Source organism: Limnohabitans sp. (genome assembly GCF_023910625.1).
In the GTDB taxonomy this organism is placed as follows: domain Bacteria; phylum Pseudomonadota; class Gammaproteobacteria; order Burkholderiales; family Burkholderiaceae_C; genus Limnohabitans_A.
Genome location: NZ_JAAVVW010000003.1, coordinates 223098 through 241182, shown reverse-complemented (window position 1 = coordinate 241182; position 18085 = coordinate 223098). Strand labels below are relative to the sequence as shown.

Sequence of the window (18085 nt, the reverse complement as noted above, 5' to 3'; positions counted from 1 at the left end):
CCCTAGAGCGCCATGCGCTCGGCTGCGGCAAAGGCTTGTGTTTGCGGGTTGAAGTGACGCCAGACCTCCTGGCCGTCGACATAGACACGGAATTCGCCGGTACGCAAGGTTTGCCAGGGCTCATCAATGGTCAAAGGTTCGGTGGCCAGCAAGGTCATGACGTCGCCTTCGGCGTTGAGCGGCCCCAGATCCAGGCTCATGTCGCAGTCCACCAACCTTGCCTTGGGAAACGGATGGTGCCGGGTCAGCTGGTGCAGGTGGGTCGAGCAATGCACATACAGCGCATGGCCGTCGCTCAAAAGCATGTTGAGGTTGCCGTGCCGGGCCAGATCGCCCACGATGTCCGCCAACACTGGGGCAAGCTCTAACCACTCGGGGGGCTGATGCCGGTTTTTGAAATGTTGACGCACGCGGCTCATGAGGGTGCAAAAAGCACGTTCGCTGTCGGTGGTGCCCACGGGCATGTCTTGACAAGTCAACGGGGCTTCAAAGCGGCCCAGGTCGCCGTTGTGCGCAAACACCCAGGTGCGCCCCAGCCACTCGCGCTGGAAAGGGTGGCAATTGGCCGCTTGCACATCGCCCTGGGTGGCTTTGCGCACATGCGCCACCACCACCCTAGATTTGATCGGGTGGTTGCGCACGTATTCGGCCAGCGGTGACTCGCTGGCCGGTTGGTCGTCCTGAAAGACGCGGCAACCATGCCCGTCGTAGAAGGCGATGCCCCAGCCATCGACATGGTCCGAGGTGCGCCCGCCCCTTGCGGAAAAACCAGTGAAGGAAAACGTGGTGGCTGCACGGTTGTTGCAGCTCATGCCCATCAATTGGCACATGATGAGCCTCAGGACAATGAGAAATCCACCGCCGCCATGGCGTGCAGTTCCGTGGTGTCAAAGCTGGGCAAGCCGCCGTCACCGGGCTGCAAGATCATGGTCAGCTCGGTGCAGCCCAAAATCACGCCTTGTGCCCCCTTGGCCGCCAGCTCTCGCACCAGGGCTATGAGTTTTTGGCGAGAGTCGTCCCGCACCACGCCCCTGCAAAGCTCTTCAAAAATGACCCGGTGCACCTCGATGCGTCCGGGCTCATCGGGCACGACACATTCGATGCCCCTTGCGGCCAGGCGGTCGCGCATGAAGGTTTGCTCCATGGTGAAACGAGTGCCCAGCAGACCCACCTTGTGCAAACCAGCAGCCAAAATCGCGTCTGCCGTCACGTCGGCAATGTGCAGCAATGGCAATCCGGTCACCGACTGGACCTCCTGCGAGATGCGGTGCATGGTATTGGTGCAAATGAGCAAGACCTCGGCACCGCTGCTTTCGAGCTGGCGCGCCGCCGTTTGCAAAATCTCTGTCATGCGGGGCCAGTCGCCCTGTTTTTGCAAGTCGGCAATTTCCTGAAAGTCAAGACTGATGAGGTGGACTCGCCCCGAGCGCAGACCGCCGTGGCGCTGGGCCACTTCGCGGTTGATGTGCTGGTAGTAAAGCGCCGTCGATTCCCAGCTCATGCCCCCGATCAATCCGATTTTTCTCATGACAACTTTCTTGACAAAATGAGCATCAAAGTTTGCCACTGAATGAGCAGCATGAATTTTCAAAATAATGCGAAAAATGAGTGATTTTTAGAATTTTTTCCTACAATGACCCCATGAAACAGAAATTAGACGCAATAGATCGAAAATTACTGGAGTTGCTGCAAAAGGGCAGCGACATGCCGATCAACGAGTTGGCCACCGCCGTGCACCTGACGCCCACGCCTTGCTGGCGACGCATTCAACGGCTCAAGGAGCTGGGCGTGATCTCGCAGCAGGTGGCCCTGGTGGATCGGCAAAAGGTGAATCTGGGGGTGACGGTGTTTGTGGCGGTGCGCACGCGTGACCACGATCTGCCTTGGCTGGAGAGGTTTCGAGCCACGGTGCAGGCCATTGAGGAAATCGTCGAGGTCTACCGCATGAGTGGTGATGTGGACTACCTGCTGCGGGTGGTGGTGCCCGACATTGCCGCTTATGACCAGGTGTACAAAAAGTTGATTCAGCAGGTGCCGCTGTCAGATGTGAGTTCGAGCTTTGCCATGGAGGAACTCAAATACACCACCGCAGTGCCACTCAGTTATGCCGCTGGCTGACGCGATTGAACAGCCACCCACAGGCCCAAGAGGGCAAACACCACGAAGCACACGAATGACCAGTTGGCGATCGAGCCGCCCAACAAGGTCCAGTCGATCTTGCTGCAGTCGCCGCTGCCTTTGAAGATCATGGGGATGGCGCGGTTGAGGGGGAAATTTTCGACCATGCCGTAAAAATCGCGCCCGCAGTTCACCACCTCGGGTGGGTACCACTGTAGCCAGCTTTGCCGGGCGGCGGTGAAAGCGCCAAAGCCAGCCGTCAGTGTCAAAAGCAGACTGGTTGCGGCCAAGCCTTTGCCGAGCAAACGCCAACCGACCAAGGCCAACACCACCACGCCAATCAAGGCATAACGCTGCACGATGCACATGGGACATGGGTTCAGACCCACCACATGCTGCAAATACAGGCCGAAGACCAGCATGCCGATGCCTGACAAGGCAATCAACAGCATCCAGCGTTGGGGGGAGATGGCGGACAGTTTCATGGCGACTTTTCAAAAGCAAGGGGGCATTCTGGCCCCATGTACCTGGGTCTGTTGGCGGGATAGCTCACAAAGCGAGGCCGAGTTCAGGACTCGGCAAAGGCCCGTTCGATGACAAAGGCCCCGGGGGTGCTGGTGTTGCCTTCCTTCAGCTCACGCGCTTCACAGATGCGTTTGAGATCCTTGAGCATTTCGGGCGAGCCGCAAATCATGACACGATCGGTCTCGGGGTGCAGCGCCGGCAGGCCCAGGTCGGCAAACAATTTGCCGTTTTCGATGAGGTCGGTGACGCGGCCCTGGTTTTTGTAGGGCTCTCGGGTCACCGTGGGGTAATACAGCAACTGGCGGCTGACCATCTCACCCAGGAACTCGTGGGCGGGCAGCTCTTGCGTGATGTAGTCGTGGTAGGCCAGCTCATTGACTTGGCGCACGCCGTGGACCAAGACGACTTTCTCAAAGCGGTCATAAGTTTCGGGGTCACGAATGATGCTCATGAACGGGGCCAAGCCGGTGCCGGTGCCCATGAGGTACAGGTTTTTGCCGGGCAACAGGTAGTCGCACAGCAAAGTGCCCGTGGGTTTGCGGCCCACGATGATGGTGTCGCCCACCTGGATGTGCTGTAGCTTGGAGGTCAGCGGGCCATCAGGCACCTTGATGCTCAGGAACTCGAGGTGCTCTTCGTAGTTGGCGCTGGCAATCGAGTAGGCGCGCAGCAGCGGTTTGCCGTTGTCGCCACGCAGCCCAATCATGGTGAAGTGGCCATTCGAAAAGCGCAGGGCCTGGTCGCGGGTGGTGGTGAAGCTGAACAGGCGGTCGGTCCAGTGGTGGACACTCAAAACACGTTCTTCAAGAAAAGCACTCATTTGGTATAGGTGTGTGTTGGGAGGCAGCAGAGACCCAATGCGCTTGGGGGATGCTGAAAGCTTGCTACATTTACGGCCTGCAAGACCACACGAAAATCGCAACAAATTGCATTGTCGTGTGATCGGCTTTCAACTGGAAATACTGAAATTCTATATCCGTATAACCAGCGCTTCTTAAGACAGATCAAGGCTCGACATCACCATGGCACGCACCGTTCAATGCATCAAACTCGGCAAAGAAGCTGAGGGTCTGGATTTTCCGCCCTACCCCGGCGATTTGGGCAAGCGCATTTGGGAGGGCGTGAGCAAGCAAGCCTGGGGCGATTGGCTCAAGCACCAGACCATGCTGGTCAATGAAAACCGCCTGAACCTGGCAGATTTGCGCGCCCGCCAATACCTGGCGCGCCAGATGGAAAACCATTTTTTTGGCGACGGTGCCGATGCGGCCCAAGGCTACGTGCCTCCAGCGGCCAGCTGACCGCTTGCCGGCCCTTACCCATTTTTTCCTGAAATTTTGAGCCGCCCTGCCGACCCTCGCCGGGCACTGGTCATCGGTGCAGGCTTGTCGGGGTCTGCTGTGGCGTTCAGCCTGGCCCAGCGCGGTTGGTCAGTCACCGTCTTGGACCAAGCCAATGGACTGGGTGCAGGGGCATCGGGTTTGCCTGCTGGCCTGGCTGCACCCCATGTTTCACCCGATGACAACGTCCTTTCACGTATCACCACCCGCGCAGGCGTAGAGGCAACACTGCAACGCGCCCAAACCCTGCTGCAAAACGGCACCGACTGGGACCTGACAGGGGTTCTGGAGCACAACGTAGGCGCCAAACGCAGGCTACCTCAGGATCTGCAGGGTTCAGATGCCAGTGCTCTGGCCACCCCTGCCCAAATAGCCGCAGCTGGCCTGCCTCCCGGCACGCCGGCCTTGTGGCATGCGCACGCGGGATGGATTCGGCCGCGCCAATTGGTGGCAGCGCAACTGCAAACACCGGGTATCCAAGTGCTTTGGGGCCAACATGTTCACAGCTTGGAGCGCCATGGCACTGAATGGACCGTGCGCGATGCGCAGGGTCAGCCGCTGGGTCAAGCGCGGTGGGTGGTGGTGGCCAGCGCTTTTGACAGCCTGGACTTGCTGCAGCCCTTGCCGGGTTTTGCGGTGCCGCTCAACCCCTTGCGCGGCCAAATCAGTTTTGGCCACATGACCGATCTGAGTGCGGATGAGCGTCGGCTGCTGCCGCCCTTCCCCGTCAATGGGCACGGCAGCTTCATCAGCGGCGTGCCCACACCCGCTGGCACGCCGGGCTGGTTCATCGGCTCGACTTTTGAGCGCGAATGCGAACAAGCTCCGGTGCGCCCCGAAGACCACGAAGCCAACCGGCTGCGTTTGGCCACGCTCTTGCCCGACTTGGGCGAGGCCATGAACACGCAATTTGATCCGGCCCGGGTGCAAGGCTGGGCGGGCGTTCGCTGCACCTTGCCCAATCGACTGCCAGCTGTGGGTCCCATCGACCGCGAACGCTTGCCGGGTCTGTGCTTGAGCGCCGGCATGGGCGCACGCGGCATCAGCCTGTCGGTGTTATGCGGGGAGTTGCTGGCCGCTGAACTGAACCACGACCCTCTGCCCTTACCGCCCGAACTGAGTCGGCATTTGAGGGCCGAGCGTTACGCCAACCCCGTCACTTCATCGCATCAGCGGGACGGCGCGCCCTGACGTAGGCATCGGTCGGCAGGTGGTTTTTGCCATCGGCATAGCGCCATTGCACCATGGTGCCCTTGCCGCCGCGCAAATCGAGTTTGCCCACATACGCACCCATGGTGGATTGCTGGTCAATGGCGCGGAATTCGGCGGGCCCAAACGGGGTGCTGAACTTCAGGCCGCGCATGGCGATGACCAGCTTTTCGTTGTCCACGCTGCCTGCTTTTTTGATGCCAGCAAAAATGGACTGCATGGTGGCGTAGCCCACCACCGAGCCAAGTTTGGGGTTTTCGCCAAACTTGCGGTAGTAGTTGGCGGCAAAGCTGGCGTGCTCACGGGTGTCGATCTGGTCCCAGGGGTAACCGGTCACGATCCAGCCTTTGGGGGTTTCGTCCTTCAGCACTTCCAGGTACTCCGGCTCGCCCGACAACATGGACACGACAGGGGTCTTGGGGAAAATGTTGCGCTGGTTGCCTTCGCGCACCAGTTTGGCCAAATCGGCACCAAAGGTCACGTTGAAAACCGCATCGGGCTTGGCGGCCATGGTGGCGGTCAAGGTGCTGCCCGCGTCGATCTTGCCCAAGGCAGGCCATTGCTCACTCACAAACTCGACATCGGGCCGCTTGGCTTTGAGCAGCTCTTTGAAGCTGGCCACCGAGCTTTGGCCGTATTCGTAATTGGGCGCGATCGTGGCCCAACGTTTGGCGGGCATCTTGGCCGCTTCATCGACCAACATGGACGCTTGCATGTAAGTGCTGGCGCGCAGGCGGAAGGTGTAGCGATTGCCTTTTTCCCAGACGATGGCGTCGGTCAACGGCTCGCTGGCGATGAACAAGCGCTTGTTTTTGACCGCATGGTCGGCCAAGGCCAAGCCCACATTCGACAAAAAGCCACCCGCCAAAATGTCCACTTTTTCTTTGGATGTGAGCTCAATCGCGTGGCGCAAGGCTTCGTCGGGTTTGCCAGCATCGTCTCGGGCAATCACCTTCGACCTTGCGGCCCAACAAGCCGCCCTGGGCGTTGATTTCTTCGACCGCCAACTGCCAGCCTTGCCGATAGGGCTGGGTGAACTGGGGCATGGACGAGTAACTGTTGATTTCACCAATCTTGATGGGCGGTTGGGCAAAAGCGGGGGCAGCAGTCGCGACAATCAACAAACAGACAGCGATCAAGCGATTCATGCAGGGGTCCAAGGGTGATGAGTAAGCAGTGAGTTTAACAGCACCCGATCAAAGCTGTCGCCTTGGGGACATCATCAAGCTGGATCAAGGGTCATCCATGGTCGGCTTGATCCTTGGCAAGCCAAGCTGCCAAGCGCGCCACACCTTGCGCCAGCCGTGCCAGGTCTTTGGACGCGAAGCACCAGCGCAGCCAGCCTGCAGCTTCGGGCGCAAAGGCTTCGCCTGGGGCCAGGCCCAGACCGGCTTCGGCCACCAAGCGTTTGGCCGTCTGCACCGAATCAGGATGGCCTTCGAGCCTGAAAAATGCGTACATGCCGCCCTTGGCCGGGGCCAGTTGCACGCCCGGCACGGCTTGCAGCAGCGGCAGCCAAAGTGTCGCGGCAGGCTTTGAGGTGGGCCTACCACTCTGAGGCGTGATGTCGGCGGTGTTTTGCAAAGCCACCACCCCGGCGCGCTTGGGTGAACACCGAGGCGCAAGAGGTGTTGAACTCGATCAGTTTGCCCATGTGCGACGTCATGGCGGCGGGCATGACCAGCCAGCCCAAGCGCCAACCGGTCATCAAAAAGCTCTTGGAAAAGCTATGCACCACGACCAGGACGATCTTCCGGCTCAGGCCACATCCAGAAAACGACGGGTGCGCAGCCGTTGGCGGTGTCGGTTTCGTAATACAGGCGCTCGTACACCTCGTCGGCCAGCACCCAGGTGCCGGTGCTGCGGCAGTGCGTCAAGATCTCGGCCTGCTCAGCGCGGCTGAGTGTCCAGCCCGTGGGGTTGTTGGGCGAGTTGACGATCAGCATCCGCGTGGCGGGCGTGATGGCGGCTTTGAGCGCCGCCATGTCGAGCTGCCACTGGCCGTCCACCGGGCGCAGCGACACGCACTTCAGATTTCGCACCCATCACCAAGGCCTGCGCCGTCAAGGTTGGGCCAAACAGGGCGTCACGGCAAGCCACTTCGTCGCCCGCATCGATCAGGGCTTGCGCGGCCAGCATAAGCGCATTCACGCCGCCCGAGGTGATGGCCAAACGGTCTACGGCAATGGGGCCGTGCAGGGCCGACATGTAAACCGACACGGCCTGGCGCAACTCCGGCAGGCCCAGGTTGTGCGAATAAAAAGTCTCGCCTTTTTGCAGCGAATCGGTGGCGGCTTGGCGCACGATGTCGGGGGTGACCTCGTCAGATTCACCAAACCAAAAGGCCAGCACATCGGGGCGGCCCATGCCCGCGTTGGCGACCTTCACGGATACGGGACTTCTTCCAGGTCCATGACGGCCTGGCGCATGAAAGGGGCGGTGTTTGGGTTCATGCTCAAGCATCCTAATGCTTGACGCCGTTTCGAACGAGTCACCTCTTGCACAGTGTTGGCTACCCGCTTGAACTCGGTGCTTGCAGATTGCGCCCGGCTTGCCTATGATGCACATCACAACAAAAGACAGGGAGACCGCCATGAAAATTCGGCATTGGGCATCGACGCTGGCCAGCGTGGGTTTGGGACTGGGATGGCATGGCGGCTATGCCCGCCAGCGGGGCTACGGACAACTTCACCGCCGTGACCGCCGCCGACAAACCAGCCAAAAAACCCAACCAGGCCAAACAGACCAAAGCCCCCAAGCCGCCCACCGACAAAGGCTCGGCAGAAAGCAAGCCTGAGCGCGACAAACGCCTTATTCGCGAATGCCGGGGCCGACCCAACGCCGGGGCGTGCGAAGGCTACGCCAGCTGAGTGTTCCAGGCGCCGGGCTTCACAAGCGGCTGTGCCCACCTCTGCGCCAAGCCGCTGGCGCGCACGCTGGGGCGGTGAATGGCCGCTTCGAGCAAACCAGCTTCGGCCTCGACCAGGGTGAACTGATCGCGGGCCCGGGTGATGCCGGTGTAGACCAGCTCGCGGCTGAGCACCTCGGCACCGCCCGGGGGCAGCACCAGCGCGGTGTGCTCGAACTCTGAGCCCTGGCTTTTGTGCACCGTCATGACAAACGCGGTGTCGACCTGGGCCATGCGCATGACACTCACCGAACGCAGGGCTTCACCGTCCAAAAACCAGACCTTGGGCTTGCCTTCGGTGCCCGGCAACACCACGCCCACGTCGCCGTTGAAGACGCCCAGCTGCGCGTCGTTGCGCGTGACCATGACGGGCCGCCCCTCGTACCACTCGCCTTTGACTTGCAGCAGCCCCGTATCGGCCAAGGCTTTTTGCACCGCAGCATTCAGCGCTAGCGTGCCCCACTCACCCTGGTGCACCGCGCACAAAATGCGAAACCGCTCGAAGGCTTGGAGCACGCTGCGCGCCCATTGGGCGTGGATTTCGCTGGACACCTCCGCGCCCTGCTCTGCCGGGCCGTTTTGCAAAAGGCGCAGGTAATCGGCATACGAAGGCTTGCCCGCTTCGCCCAGGGCCAGTGCGCAAACGGCTTGGGGGCTGCTCGGCTGGAGGGCCAGCAGGGCAGATGGTTGCCCTGTAGGAGCGGTCTCCGACCGCGATAAACCGCCAACCAAACCATCGCGGCCAGAGGCCGCTCCTACAAAAACGTCCCTAGCTGCAACGGCATCGCCCCGGTTCACCGCCAGAGCGAGCTGGCCAATGGCGCCTTTGAAGCGGCGGCTTTGGCGCAGCATCACGGTTTGCTGGGCCAACACGGGGGCTGGATCGGGCAGCACAAATTCGGCAGCCAGGGTCTGACCGGCTGCGTGCTGAACATACTCAGCCGTGGCCGCGCTGTAGCGGCCCGCTGCAGCGTCTTGGCACAGGTCGCCCAGCACCGCCCCGGCTTCGACCGAGGCGAGCTGGTCTTTGTCGCCCAACAGCACCAAGCGCGCCGTAGGCGGCAAGGCCAGCAGCAGCGCGTCCATCATTTCCAGGTGGACCATCGAGGCTTCGTCCACGATCAGCACATCCACATCGAGCCGGTTGGCCGCGTGGTGGCGAAACTGGCGTGTGTCGGGCCGCGCCCCCAGCAGCGAATGCAAAGTGCGAGCCGGCCCCATGCGGGCGATCAGCGCGCTCAAATCCAAGCCCGCATCGGCAGGCACGGTCAAGCGGGTCAGGGCATCGTCGATCGATTGCTTCAAGCGCGCCGCCGCCTTGCCGGTGGGCGCGGCCAGCGCCACACGCAGCGGCGGGCCATTGGGGTGCAGCGCCAACAGCAGCGCCAACAAACGGGCGGCGGTGTAGGTCTTGCCGGTGCCAGGCCCACCGGTGATGACCGACAGCCGCGCGCGCAGCGCCACAGCGCAAGCCACTTTCTGCCAATCGGTGAAGTTGTGCGCTTGGGGGTTGGGCGCTTGAGGGTTGGGCACAAAGAAACGGTCCAGCCATTCGCCTGCCGCCGCTTCGGGCACGGCCAGTGGCGCGCTGGCGCGCTGCAACAGGCTTTGGCCCACGCGCTGCTCGTAGCCCGCATAACGGCGCAGGTACAAAAGCGGTGCATCGGCAGGGCCACCCAACACCAGCGGCTGGCCTTGGTCAGGGGCATCGGCCAGGCGCACACCCACGCTGGGCGAGTGGCCTTGCAAAGCGGCTTGCCAGTCTGCCAATGTGGCGGGCAGGTGTGCCCACAAGGCCTTCAGGCCCTGCGCACCGTCCACCGCCGCCGCAGGCCAGCCCAGCAGCGCCACGGGCGGCTGGCACAGCTTGGCCACGGCCAGGCAGGTGTGGCCACGCCCTTCCATGTGGGCGAGCACGGCCGCTGCCACCAACAAAGGCGCAGCAGCCCCGGCATCCAGGCGCAGCACTTGCGCGGCGAAGGCGCTGTCGATGTGGCGCAGCAGGCCTTGGCCGGTCCACAGGTTCAGCCATTGCACCGTTTGCGCAGCGGTCAGGCCTTGGGCGGGCAGGTCCATGAGCCAGTCCATTTGCGCGGCGGGCACATTCGTCATGCGTGAGGTTTTTTTCAAGTTCATCACGCCACCTCTTCGTTCAGCATGGCGTCCAGGCCATCGAGCAGCGCCAAAGGCGCAGGCAAAGTGCAGCAGCCACCCGCAGGCCCGTCGATGCCGCGCAAGAACAGGTAGACCGCACCGCCCAGCTGCTGGGCCGGGTCGTAGGCACTTCCTAAACGGGCGCGCAACAAGCGGTGCAGCGCCAGCATGTAGAGCGCAGCCTGCACTTCATAGCGATGCTGGGCCATGGCCGCATCCAGGGCCTGTGCGGTGTAGGCCGCGTCATCGGCCCCGAGGTGATTCGATTTGTAATCGAGCACCCAGTAGCGGCCTTCGTGCTCGAACACCAGGTCGGCAAAGCCCATCAGCATGCCGTGCAGTTGCGCGTCGGGCAACTGCGGCCGGCTCACGCCAGGCAACAGGTGCTGCTGGCACAGGGCATCGACCTGGCGTGCATGCAAGCGCTCGGCGGGCAACCAAAACTCCATCTCGGGCAGCAAGGCACCCAGCGCGTTCAGCGGCGCGTCGGGCCCGCGCAAAGGCTGGGTCACCACACGGCTGAGCCACTGCAGCACGTCGTCGGCCTGGGCTGTGTAACCTGCGTTTTCGCAGCGGTATTTCAGGCGCTCGGCCTTGGACGCATCGAGCGCAAAGCCATCTGCCGCCAACCATTCGAGTTGGTCGTGCAAAAAATTGCCAGCCGTGGGGCCTTTGGCAAAGCCATGCCACGGGGCCAATGCACCGGGGTTGGCCACCGAGGCCATGGGCATGGCCGCATCCTCTGGCGGTTCGTCGTCGGCGGGGCGCGGCGGGTTCAGGTGCAAGACCAAGGGCGCCAAGGCCTGCGAAGACAGGTCGCGCGTCAAGCGCGAAAAACTCGCGATTGTCCACGACTTGTCGATGCGGGCGGTGCAGCTCAGCGCCTCGCGCAATTCGGTGGTGTGCGCAGGTTTTTGCCACAGCGTCAGCGGCACCTCGGCAGGGGCGAGATGCATCTGCACCGACAAGGCCTGGCCTTGCGCATCCGTCTGCAGGGCTTGCAGCTTGCTCAGCCAATCGGCGGCCTCACATTCTTGACCGCCACTCAGCAAATGCCCGGCCGCACTGCCGTGGTTCACGCAGGCTTTGCCGTTGCCGCGCTTGACCGCGCTCCAGCCCACCCACAGTGCATGGCGCGCTCGTGTGAGCGCGACGTACCACAGGCGCAGGTCTTCACGCAGGCGGTCGTGGTCCGCGAGCTTGGAGTCTTCCTTGTCAAAGTCCAGCGTCCAGTGGCGGTTGCCCTCGCCCTCCCCCCCTTCCAACTGCAGCACAGCGGCTTTGTCGGCCGTGACCACGCGGTGGCTGTGCGCAAAGGGCAGGCAAACCATCGGGTACTCCAGGCCCTTGCTGGCGTGGATGGTGATGACTTTGACCAGATCCTCGTCGCTTTCAAGCCGCACGGTTTGCTCTTCGCCACCGCTGGTGTTGCCCGACTGCGCTTCGTCCATCTGCTGAGCCAGCCACCGGATCAGGGCCTGCTCGCCATCGATCTGACTGCTGGCCGCTTGCAGCAATTCGGCTAGGTGCAGCACATTGGTCAGGCGGCGTTCGCCATCCGTCTGGCCGCGCCAGCGCCCTGCCAGCTGGAGTACGTGCAGCGACTGGCGCAGCATGGCCAGCACGCCTTGGCTTTGCCAGGTCTGGTGCAGCTCGCGCATTTGCTCGGCGCGGGTGTCCAGCAGTTCGTCTTGTGTGGCCAGGTCGTACAGCTCGGCCAGCGACAGGCCCACCGTGCGCGTGCCTAAAGCGGCGCGCACGCGGCGCATGTCTTGCGGCTCGGCCACACCGCGCAACCAAAGGCACAGGTCTTGCGCTTCGTCGCTGGCAAACACCGAGTCGCGGTCTGACAAATACACCGAGGCCACACCACGCACCCGCAGCGCGTCGCGCACGGCAGCGGCCTCTTTGCCGGTGCGCACCAACACGGCGATGTCTTTGGGCTGCAAGGGTTTGTCGCCTTTTTCCGCATCGGCAAATCGCGCTTGGGGGTCGCTGAGCCAGGCAACGATCTGCTCGGCGCACAGGGCCGACAGGTGCGTCTGCGCATCGCGTGTGCTGCGCAAAGAGGCGTCGTGCACCACGGTCATGGCTTGCACATCGCCTGCGCTTGTTCTGAACACTTCATCGCGACCCTTCGCGCCCACGGGCTGGAAGGGCAGCGGGTCTTCATCGCCTCGTTTGTAGCCAAAGGCGTCTGGCGCCATGTCGAACCAGCGGTTGACCACATTGACCACCGCGTGGGTGGAGCGAAAGTTGGTGCCCAGCACATGGTGGCGGCCTGCGGTGGCGCGACGCGCGGCCAGGTAGCTGTGGATGTCCGCGCCCCGAAAACCATAAATCGATTGCTTGGGGTCGCCAATCAGCAGCAGCGCGATGTCAGGCAGGTTCTCGGCCGTGCGGTAGATGCGGTCAAAAATGCGGAACTGCAGCGGCGAGGTGTCCTGAAACTCATCGATCATCGCCACCGGGAACTGTTCGCGCAGGCGCTGCGCCAAGCGTTCGCCCGATTCGGGATCGGCCAGCGCGACATCGAGGCGCTCGAGCATGTCGGCAAAGCCAAACAAGCCGCTGCGCCGCTTGAGCTCGGCCATGCGCTGCAGCACATGGGTGCGGGCGTGCAGGCGGGCGGCTTGGGTGGGATCGGGCAAGGACTCAAGTCCTGCCAACAACTGCGCATACGTTTGGCTTTCGGGTGGCAAATCCACCACATCGCCATCTTTGCGGCACTCCAAAAGCCCTTCGGGCGTGAAACGGCTCCAGCCTTTACCCATCGCGTCTTTCAGTGCTTTGAAGTCGCCTTCGCTTTGAGCCCAGGACTTGAGTGCTTCGAGCCACTTTTGGGAACGACCAACCTGCAGCAGAGTGCCGTTCCAGCCGTGTTTTTTAACCGCCAGCTGCGCCTCGATCCAGCCCAACAAGTTGTCGGCCTTTTCGCCCCAGCCCTGCTTGAGTGCCTGCAGTTGCGCATCGCGCTCGGCCATGGCCGCGCCGAACACCTGCGCCAGCGTGCCGGGCTGGGCATCGTCCAGCGGCACCGCCATCAGGGCGCGCATGTCTTGTTCGAGCGCGGGCACATCGCGCCAAACGCCCAGCACCTTTGTCACCAGTTCTGTGCCCATGGGGTAGAGCTGCTGACGCCAGTAGTCCTGCACCGCTTCGAGGCGCAGCGCGGCCTCGTCGCCCACCAGGTTTTCTTCAAACAAGCTGCCGCTGTCGAACGCGTGTTCGCGCAGCATGCGTTGGCACCAGGCGTCGATGGTGTAAACGGCCGCGTCGTCCATGGCCTGCGCCGCCAACGCCAGGCGGTGAGCGGCTTGCTCGCGCAGCTCGCCTTCGGGGTACTCGTGCTGCAGTTGTTGCAGGAAGTCATCGTCGGTTTCAGCCAGGCCCCGAAACACCTGCGCCGCCTCGGTCAAGCGGGCGCGGATGCGGTCCGACAACTCGCGCGTGGCGGCGCGGGTGAAGGTCATCACCAGCACGTCTTGCGGCAGCATGGGGCGCACCGGTGCGGTGCCCTCGTGGCCGTGGCCCAGCACCAGGCGCACATACAGCGCGGCAATGGTCCAGGTCTTGCCGGTGCCAGCACTGGCCTCGATCAGGTGGCTGCCGCGCAGGGGGAAGGTGTGCGCATTGAGGGTGTGGGCATTTTGGGCGTGGGCCTGGGGGGCGTCGGCATTGGATGCGTGCGTGGTGCTCATGCCTGCTCTGCCTCTTCGCTGTCGTGGGGCGCATCGGGCAAGGCCTCGATCTCGGCTTGCTCGGCCCAGGCCTTCAAAGGCGCGTAAACGGTTTGGGCCAGGCGCTCGAACGCGCCCGTGGCCAACAGATCCTCGACCGTGGGGTAGGTGCGGGCCAGCGCCGGGTCTTTGTCTTTTTCGGCGCGCTTGAAGTCACTGCCCTCGTAGGCATCGGCCAGCGCGTTGGGGTTCTCCGGGTCTTTGAGCCACTGCAGGGCCACACCCGGCGGCAGTGGCAGCGGCCAACGCATGCCCTCGGCCCAAACGCCCAACAGCGCAGTCAACTGGGCGCGGGCGGCCTCTGGCACTTGCTCGGCCATGCGCAGCACGGCGTTGCGGCCCACCACCACACACCTCATGGGCTGGTCCATGGCGGCAGCGGCCAGCGACAGCAGCCAAATATCGATCAGTTTGTCGGGGTGGGCCTGCGGTGTTTTGTTTTTCAGGTTGGCCAGATCGCTGGCGCGCAGGTGCAAGGACATCAGCCCCCCTTCACTCACACCTGTGCCTGCCAGCACATCGCCCAGCGCGTCCTGCATGGCGACCTGGGGGTGCGCCCAATCCAACAGCAGGCGCTCGGCCGCATCGGGGTAAGCCTGCCGCTCGCGCAGCGCTGCGCCCAGCATGGCCTGAAGGCGGGCCTGGAGATGCTCTGCAGCGAGCGTGCCCACGCCCGCCAGCGGCAAGGCCCCGGCCTGGCGCAAGCGCTGCACCACCTGCTGCACATGCGCGGGCAAGGTGTCGGCACTCAGCTCGGTGGGCACATGCTGCAGCTCGTGGTCGATCAACTGGTACAGGTCCAGGCCAGCCAGACCAAACAACTCTTCGTCGCGCAGTTCGCTGCGCTCATCCTCCAGGTGCACCTGCAGGCGTTCCCGAAAAAACGCGCCCACGGGCTTGCGCAAAAAGCGGGCGAGTTGGGTGAGCGTGAGGACAGGCACGCCCTGCGCAGATTCCATCGGGGGTAGCCAGTCGATCAATGTCTTTGCAGGAGCGGTCTCCGACCGCGATGGTTTTTCGGCCAGGGCTTCGCGGCCTGCGACCGCTCCTACCGCCGCCGAGTCCTGCGCTGCACGCCACTCTTTGGCATAGGTTTGCAAACCACTGCCCTCTTCAAAATAAGTGCGGCTGAAGGCTTGCAGCGGGTGCACCGTGGTCAGTTCTTGGGCCGAGCCTTTGCCCCACAGCAGGTCGATCTCGTCGCGCAGTTGTGACACCAGCACCGAAGGCGGTTGTTCGCTGTTGTCGCGCACACTGCGGCCGCTCCAACTGACATAAAGCACTTGGCGCGCCGACAGCAGGGCTTCGAGCATGAGCTGGCGGTCATCGTCACGGCGCGAGCGGTCGCCGGGGCGGCTCATGCCTTTCAGGCCCATCAGGTCGAAGTCGGCGCGCGGGCTGCGGCGCGGGTAGTCGCCGTCGTGCATGCCCAGCAGGCACACCACCTTGAACGGGATCGCGCGCATCGGCATGAGCGTGCAAAAGGTCACGCCCCCGGCCCGAAAGCGCTGCTCAAGTCGCGGAGTTTTGAGCGCCTCGAGCCAGGCCGAACGGGCCACAGCCAGCGGCACCGCCTGGGTAAAACCCGCCTCAGCGCAAGCCCGCAACCAGTCGGTCAGCGCCTGATCCAAAGCAGACAGTGCGTTGCGGTCGTTGTCGTCTCGCGGCTTGAACATCGCGGTCAGCAAGGCACGGCCGCGCTCGGCCCATTGCGCGGGCGTGGCGTCTTGCGTGGCGGTTTGCCACCAGTCGATCAAGGCCTGCAACAGGTGTGCAAGCGACCCGGCCAGCTCGGCATCGAGCCCGCCCACTTCGGGGTAAGGCGTGGCCCCGGGCGCATCGGCGGTCACCGGATCGGCCCCGCAGGCATAACCCATGAGCATGCGCTGCACCCCAAACAGCGCTGAGTTGTCCTCGCCGCACATGCCCAGCCCCAAGCCCGCGCGGTGCTCGGCAGACAAGCCCCAGCGGATGCCCGAGCACGCCATCCAGCGCGTCAGCGTGGGCAAGCCCACCTCGCTCAGGCCAAAACGGGCGGCCAGGGCAGGCACTTCGAGCAGCTCGACCAGCTCGCTCATGCGGCTGCGCTGCTGCGGCAAGGCCAGCAACCATTCGACCGCATGGATGAGCGGGCTGATGACCTGCGCGCCCAAGTCGGCAATGTCATAGGGGATGAACCGCGCATCGGCGCGCTTGTGCTGGCCAAACACAGCGCGGATCGCGGGGGCCATGGTTTCGATGTTGGGCACCATGACCACCACGTCGCGGGGTGACACAGGCTGATCGCCTGGCGGGTTGTGGAACCACAGCAGCAGTTGGTCGTGCAGCACCTCCAGCTCGCGCACCGGGCTGTGCGCGATTTTGAAAACAATCGATTCATCGCCCTGAGCCCATGGCTCCACAGGGATGCCGCCGCTGGACGGCTCCAGGTCGCGGATGCGCCGCTGCAACTGCGCCAGCAAGCGCGTGACGTTTTCGCCGGGCACGTCCTCAAAAAAGTCCAGGCGTGGCCACTGCGTGAGTTGCTGGGCCGCTTGCAGGTTGTCAAACGCGTCCAACTGGCGGATGAAGTCACGCCCCTGCCGCCCCCAAGCAGCCAGCAGCGTGGGCGCGTGCAGGTGCATCTGCGCCAGAGGCAAACTGGCCAAGGCCTCGCCCCGATAAGCATGGCGACGCCGCTCTGCCTGCAGCCATTCGCGCCCGTCGATGATGTCGCCCCAGTGGTATTGGCACGGGTTGGGCACGGCCAGCATGACCTGGCTGTGCGCGGCCAGCGCCGTCAGCATCTCCAGCAGCTGCCCCGGCATGTGGCTCATGCCAAACACCGACACACGCCGCGCCACGGCGCTAGCCAAAGGCTGACCCGACTGCAAATGCGCAAACGCCCGCGCATGCAGCGCGGGGCGCGTGGCTTGGCGCTGGCTGTCATCCAACGTGGCCAACACGCGCCGCCACAACTCGGCCTGCCAGAGCTGGTCATCGGCCAGTTCGTCCGAACCTGCGGCCTTGCGCAACACATCGCGCCCAGCGGCCCAGTCTTGCAGCCAGTCGGGTCGGTAAATTTGATACTGATCAAACAGATCGGCCAGGCGGCTAGCCAGTTGCAGCAGCCGGTCAGGCTCGTCGCCGCGCAAAAAACCCGCCACAGGCTTGAAGACAGGGTCCCCCAAGCAGCCGGGCAGCAAAGCCATCAACCGCCAGGTCATGGGCAGTTTGTCCAGCGGCGAGTCGGGCGGCACGTTGTGCGCACCCAGCACCTGCCGATAAGTGCGCCACAAAAACCGCGAAGGCAGCTCCACCCGCGTGGCCGCGCACACACCGCTCTGGCGCGCCAACTCGATCTTGATCCACTCGGCCATGCCGTTGCTTTGCACCAGCACCACTTCACTCTCGAGCGGATCCAGCGGGTGCGCGCGCAGCCAGCCCGTCAGGGTGTCGGCCAACACCTCAGAGCGGTGGCTGTGCAGGGCAATGAAACCGGGAGAGATGGAGGAGGCAGGCATGCGGTGAACAAGTGCAGACATGGAAGCGAAGGGACAAGAATAGCCGCAATCGTGCCCGCCACCGGGCTCATGGCAGGAGCCCTGCATTGCCTAAATTTTAAGCACTATCCGCCACGCCAGTCAGGATGCGGCTTGGCGCAGTTGTACAAGGACTTATCCACACCTTTGGGCGGGGAATTTGGAGGCAACTGTAAATCCGCAGAAGCGGACGTCACTCTTTTTGCAGAATCTGACTGCAAAGCGGACACAATCGACTTGCATCACAGACCCTCTCTCAAAGAACGCCTGGCGCTTGAAACACTGGCCTTGGCTTGCCACTGCCCTGCTTTTGCCCCTGCTCATGACACCTGCATTTGCTCAGCGCATTAAATACGGCAGAGGTCACCAGATTGGTCGTCAGAGTTCCGCGCGATATGACTGCGCCTTGGACCAGCAGATTGAATGCGTGGACAGCGAACACAAGCACAAGGCCCTGCCCATATGGCTGTAGTGGTGATGATCACCATCCCCGCACCAAAATGGCGGGGGTGCCCGATGTGCTTCAGTGGGGTCCAAGTCGGCAAGCAGCCCGTGCGGGAAGACCTTGCCGTG

At 63.1% G+C, this 18085-nt stretch carries 15 protein-coding genes and 1 pseudogene; 4 read left to right on the top strand and 12 right to left on the bottom strand.

The genetic code is table 11. From position 1 onward, the window contains the following. Positions 1–2 precede the first annotated feature (2 nt). Both HEQ17_RS04065 and HEQ17_RS04060 read right to left on the bottom strand, forming a co-directional pair. A complete protein-coding gene (locus HEQ17_RS04065) occupies positions 3–830 on the bottom strand; it encodes a class II glutamine amidotransferase (protein WP_296291404.1) in 828 nt (275 codons plus the stop codon). A gap of 8 nt (positions 831–838) precedes the next feature. Then, the gene (locus HEQ17_RS04060; RefSeq protein WP_296291403.1) at positions 839–1528 is read right to left on the bottom strand and encodes an aspartate/glutamate racemase family protein; all 690 of its coding nucleotides are present in this window, start codon (positions 1526–1528) and stop codon (positions 839–841) included. A 113-nt stretch (positions 1529–1641) separates the two neighbouring features. Between HEQ17_RS04060 and HEQ17_RS04055 the strand changes: the two genes are divergently transcribed. After that, positions 1642–2118, top strand: coding sequence for an Lrp/AsnC family transcriptional regulator (locus HEQ17_RS04055; protein WP_296291402.1), 477 nt, complete (start codon positions 1642–1644; stop codon positions 2116–2118). Here the strand turns inward: HEQ17_RS04055 and HEQ17_RS04050 are convergent. After that, on the bottom strand, positions 2103–2603 hold the full coding sequence (locus HEQ17_RS04050; RefSeq protein WP_296291401.1) for a disulfide bond formation protein B: 501 nt from the start codon (positions 2601–2603) through the stop codon (positions 2103–2105). The two genes, HEQ17_RS04055 and HEQ17_RS04050, sit on opposite strands and share 16 nt — an antisense overlap. A gap of 83 nt (positions 2604–2686) precedes the next feature. After that, positions 2687–3463, bottom strand: a complete 777-nt coding sequence (locus HEQ17_RS04045; protein WP_296291400.1) for a ferredoxin--NADP reductase — start codon at positions 3461–3463, stop codon at positions 2687–2689. Between the two features lie 202 nt (positions 3464–3665). Between HEQ17_RS04045 and HEQ17_RS04040 the strand changes: the two genes are divergently transcribed. Both HEQ17_RS04040 and mnmC read left to right on the top strand, forming a co-directional pair. Continuing rightward, positions 3666–3941 carry an oxidative damage protection protein gene (locus tag HEQ17_RS04040; RefSeq protein ID WP_019426046.1) on the top strand — a complete coding sequence of 92 codons (276 nt, stop codon included), beginning with the start codon at positions 3666–3668 and terminating at the stop codon, positions 3939–3941. Positions 3942–3977: 36 nt separating this feature from the next. Then, positions 3978–5171, top strand: coding sequence for an FAD-dependent 5-carboxymethylaminomethyl-2-thiouridine(34) oxidoreductase MnmC (gene mnmC, locus HEQ17_RS04035; protein ID WP_296291399.1), 1194 nt, complete (start codon positions 3978–3980; stop codon positions 5169–5171). Here the strand turns inward: mnmC and HEQ17_RS04030 are convergent. The 5 genes and pseudogenes from HEQ17_RS04030 to HEQ17_RS04010 all read right to left on the bottom strand — a co-directional run bounded on the left by HEQ17_RS04030 (position 5137) and on the right by HEQ17_RS04010 (position 7577). After that, a pseudogene (locus tag HEQ17_RS04030) lies at positions 5137–6337 on the bottom strand (ABC transporter substrate-binding protein). The gene mnmC and the pseudogene HEQ17_RS04030 overlap by 35 nt on opposite strands. Before the next feature lie 91 nt (positions 6338–6428). Beyond that, positions 6429–6779 (bottom strand): hypothetical protein, encoded by a 351-nt coding sequence (locus HEQ17_RS04025; protein ID WP_296291398.1) that lies wholly within the window; start codon positions 6777–6779, stop codon positions 6429–6431. Continuing rightward, complete coding sequence (locus HEQ17_RS04020) at positions 6736–6897, bottom strand: hypothetical protein (protein WP_296291397.1); 162 nt, start codon at positions 6895–6897, stop codon at positions 6736–6738. Before HEQ17_RS04020 ends, HEQ17_RS04025 begins: the two co-directional genes overlap by 44 nt. Positions 6898–6916: 19 nt before the next feature. Continuing rightward, positions 6917–7174: an aminotransferase class I/II-fold pyridoxal phosphate-dependent enzyme gene (locus tag HEQ17_RS04015; RefSeq protein WP_296291396.1), complete on the bottom strand. Its 258-nt coding sequence runs from the start codon at positions 7172–7174 to the stop codon at positions 6917–6919. Beyond that, complete coding sequence (locus tag HEQ17_RS04010) at positions 7080–7577, bottom strand: aminotransferase class I/II-fold pyridoxal phosphate-dependent enzyme (RefSeq protein WP_296291395.1); 498 nt, start codon at positions 7575–7577, stop codon at positions 7080–7082. Before HEQ17_RS04010 ends, HEQ17_RS04015 begins: the two co-directional genes overlap by 95 nt. Before the next feature lie 263 nt (positions 7578–7840). Between HEQ17_RS04010 and HEQ17_RS04005 the strand changes: the two genes are divergently transcribed. Beyond that, positions 7841–8059 (top strand): hypothetical protein, encoded by a 219-nt coding sequence (locus tag HEQ17_RS04005; protein WP_296291394.1) that lies wholly within the window; start codon positions 7841–7843, stop codon positions 8057–8059. Here HEQ17_RS04005 and recD read toward each other — a convergent pair. The 3 genes from recD to recC are packed head-to-tail and all read right to left on the bottom strand — an operon-like array spanning position 8047 to position 17515. Continuing rightward, positions 8047–10233, bottom strand: a complete 2187-nt coding sequence (gene recD / locus HEQ17_RS04000) for an exodeoxyribonuclease V subunit alpha (protein WP_296291393.1) — start codon at positions 10231–10233, stop codon at positions 8047–8049. The genes HEQ17_RS04005 and recD overlap by 13 nt on opposite strands. Continuing rightward, a complete protein-coding gene (recB, locus tag HEQ17_RS03995; RefSeq protein ID WP_296291392.1) occupies positions 10233–13952 on the bottom strand; it encodes an exodeoxyribonuclease V subunit beta in 3720 nt (1239 codons plus the stop codon). The genes recD and recB overlap by 1 nt, the downstream gene beginning before the upstream one ends. Further along, positions 13949–17515, bottom strand: a complete 3567-nt coding sequence (gene recC, locus HEQ17_RS03990; protein WP_296291391.1) for an exodeoxyribonuclease V subunit gamma — start codon at positions 17513–17515, stop codon at positions 13949–13951. The genes recB and recC overlap by 4 nt, the downstream gene beginning before the upstream one ends. Positions 17516–18085 lie beyond the last annotated feature (570 nt).

Bases quoted from the DNA above. Each gene is read 5' to 3' on its own strand.
- HEQ17_RS04065 (WP_296291404.1), bottom strand. From the start codon at position 830: ATGTGCCAATTGATGGGCATGAGCTGCAACAACCGTGCAGCCACCACG.
- HEQ17_RS04060 (WP_296291403.1), bottom strand. From the start codon at position 1,528: ATGAGAAAAATCGGATTGATCGGGGGCATGAGCTGGGAATCGACGGCG.
- HEQ17_RS04055 (WP_296291402.1), top strand. From the start codon at position 1,642: ATGAAACAGAAATTAGACGCAATAGATCGAAAATTACTGGAGTTGCTG.
- HEQ17_RS04050 (WP_296291401.1), bottom strand. From the start codon at position 2,603: ATGAAACTGTCCGCCATCTCCCCCCAACGCTGGATGCTGTTGATTGCC.
- HEQ17_RS04045 (WP_296291400.1), bottom strand. From the start codon at position 3,463: ATGAGTGCTTTTCTTGAAGAACGTGTTTTGAGTGTCCACCACTGGACC.
- HEQ17_RS04040 (WP_019426046.1), top strand. From the start codon at position 3,666: ATGGCACGCACCGTTCAATGCATCAAACTCGGCAAAGAAGCTGAGGGT.
- HEQ17_RS04020 (WP_296291397.1), bottom strand. From the start codon at position 6,897: ATGACCGGTTGGCGCTTGGGCTGGCTGGTCATGCCCGCCGCCATGACG.
- HEQ17_RS04015 (WP_296291396.1), bottom strand. From the start codon at position 7,174: ATGGCGGCGCTCAAAGCCGCCATCACGCCCGCCACGCGGATGCTGATC.
- HEQ17_RS04005 (WP_296291394.1), top strand. From the start codon at position 7,841: ATGGCGGCTATGCCCGCCAGCGGGGCTACGGACAACTTCACCGCCGTG.
- recD (WP_296291393.1), bottom strand. From the start codon at position 10,233: ATGAACTTGAAAAAAACCTCACGCATGACGAATGTGCCCGCCGCGCAA.
- recB (WP_296291392.1), bottom strand. From the start codon at position 13,952: ATGAGCACCACGCACGCATCCAATGCCGACGCCCCCCAGGCCCACGCC.
- recC (WP_296291391.1), bottom strand. From the start codon at position 17,515: ATGTCTGCACTTGTTCACCGCATGCCTGCCTCCTCCATCTCTCCCGGT.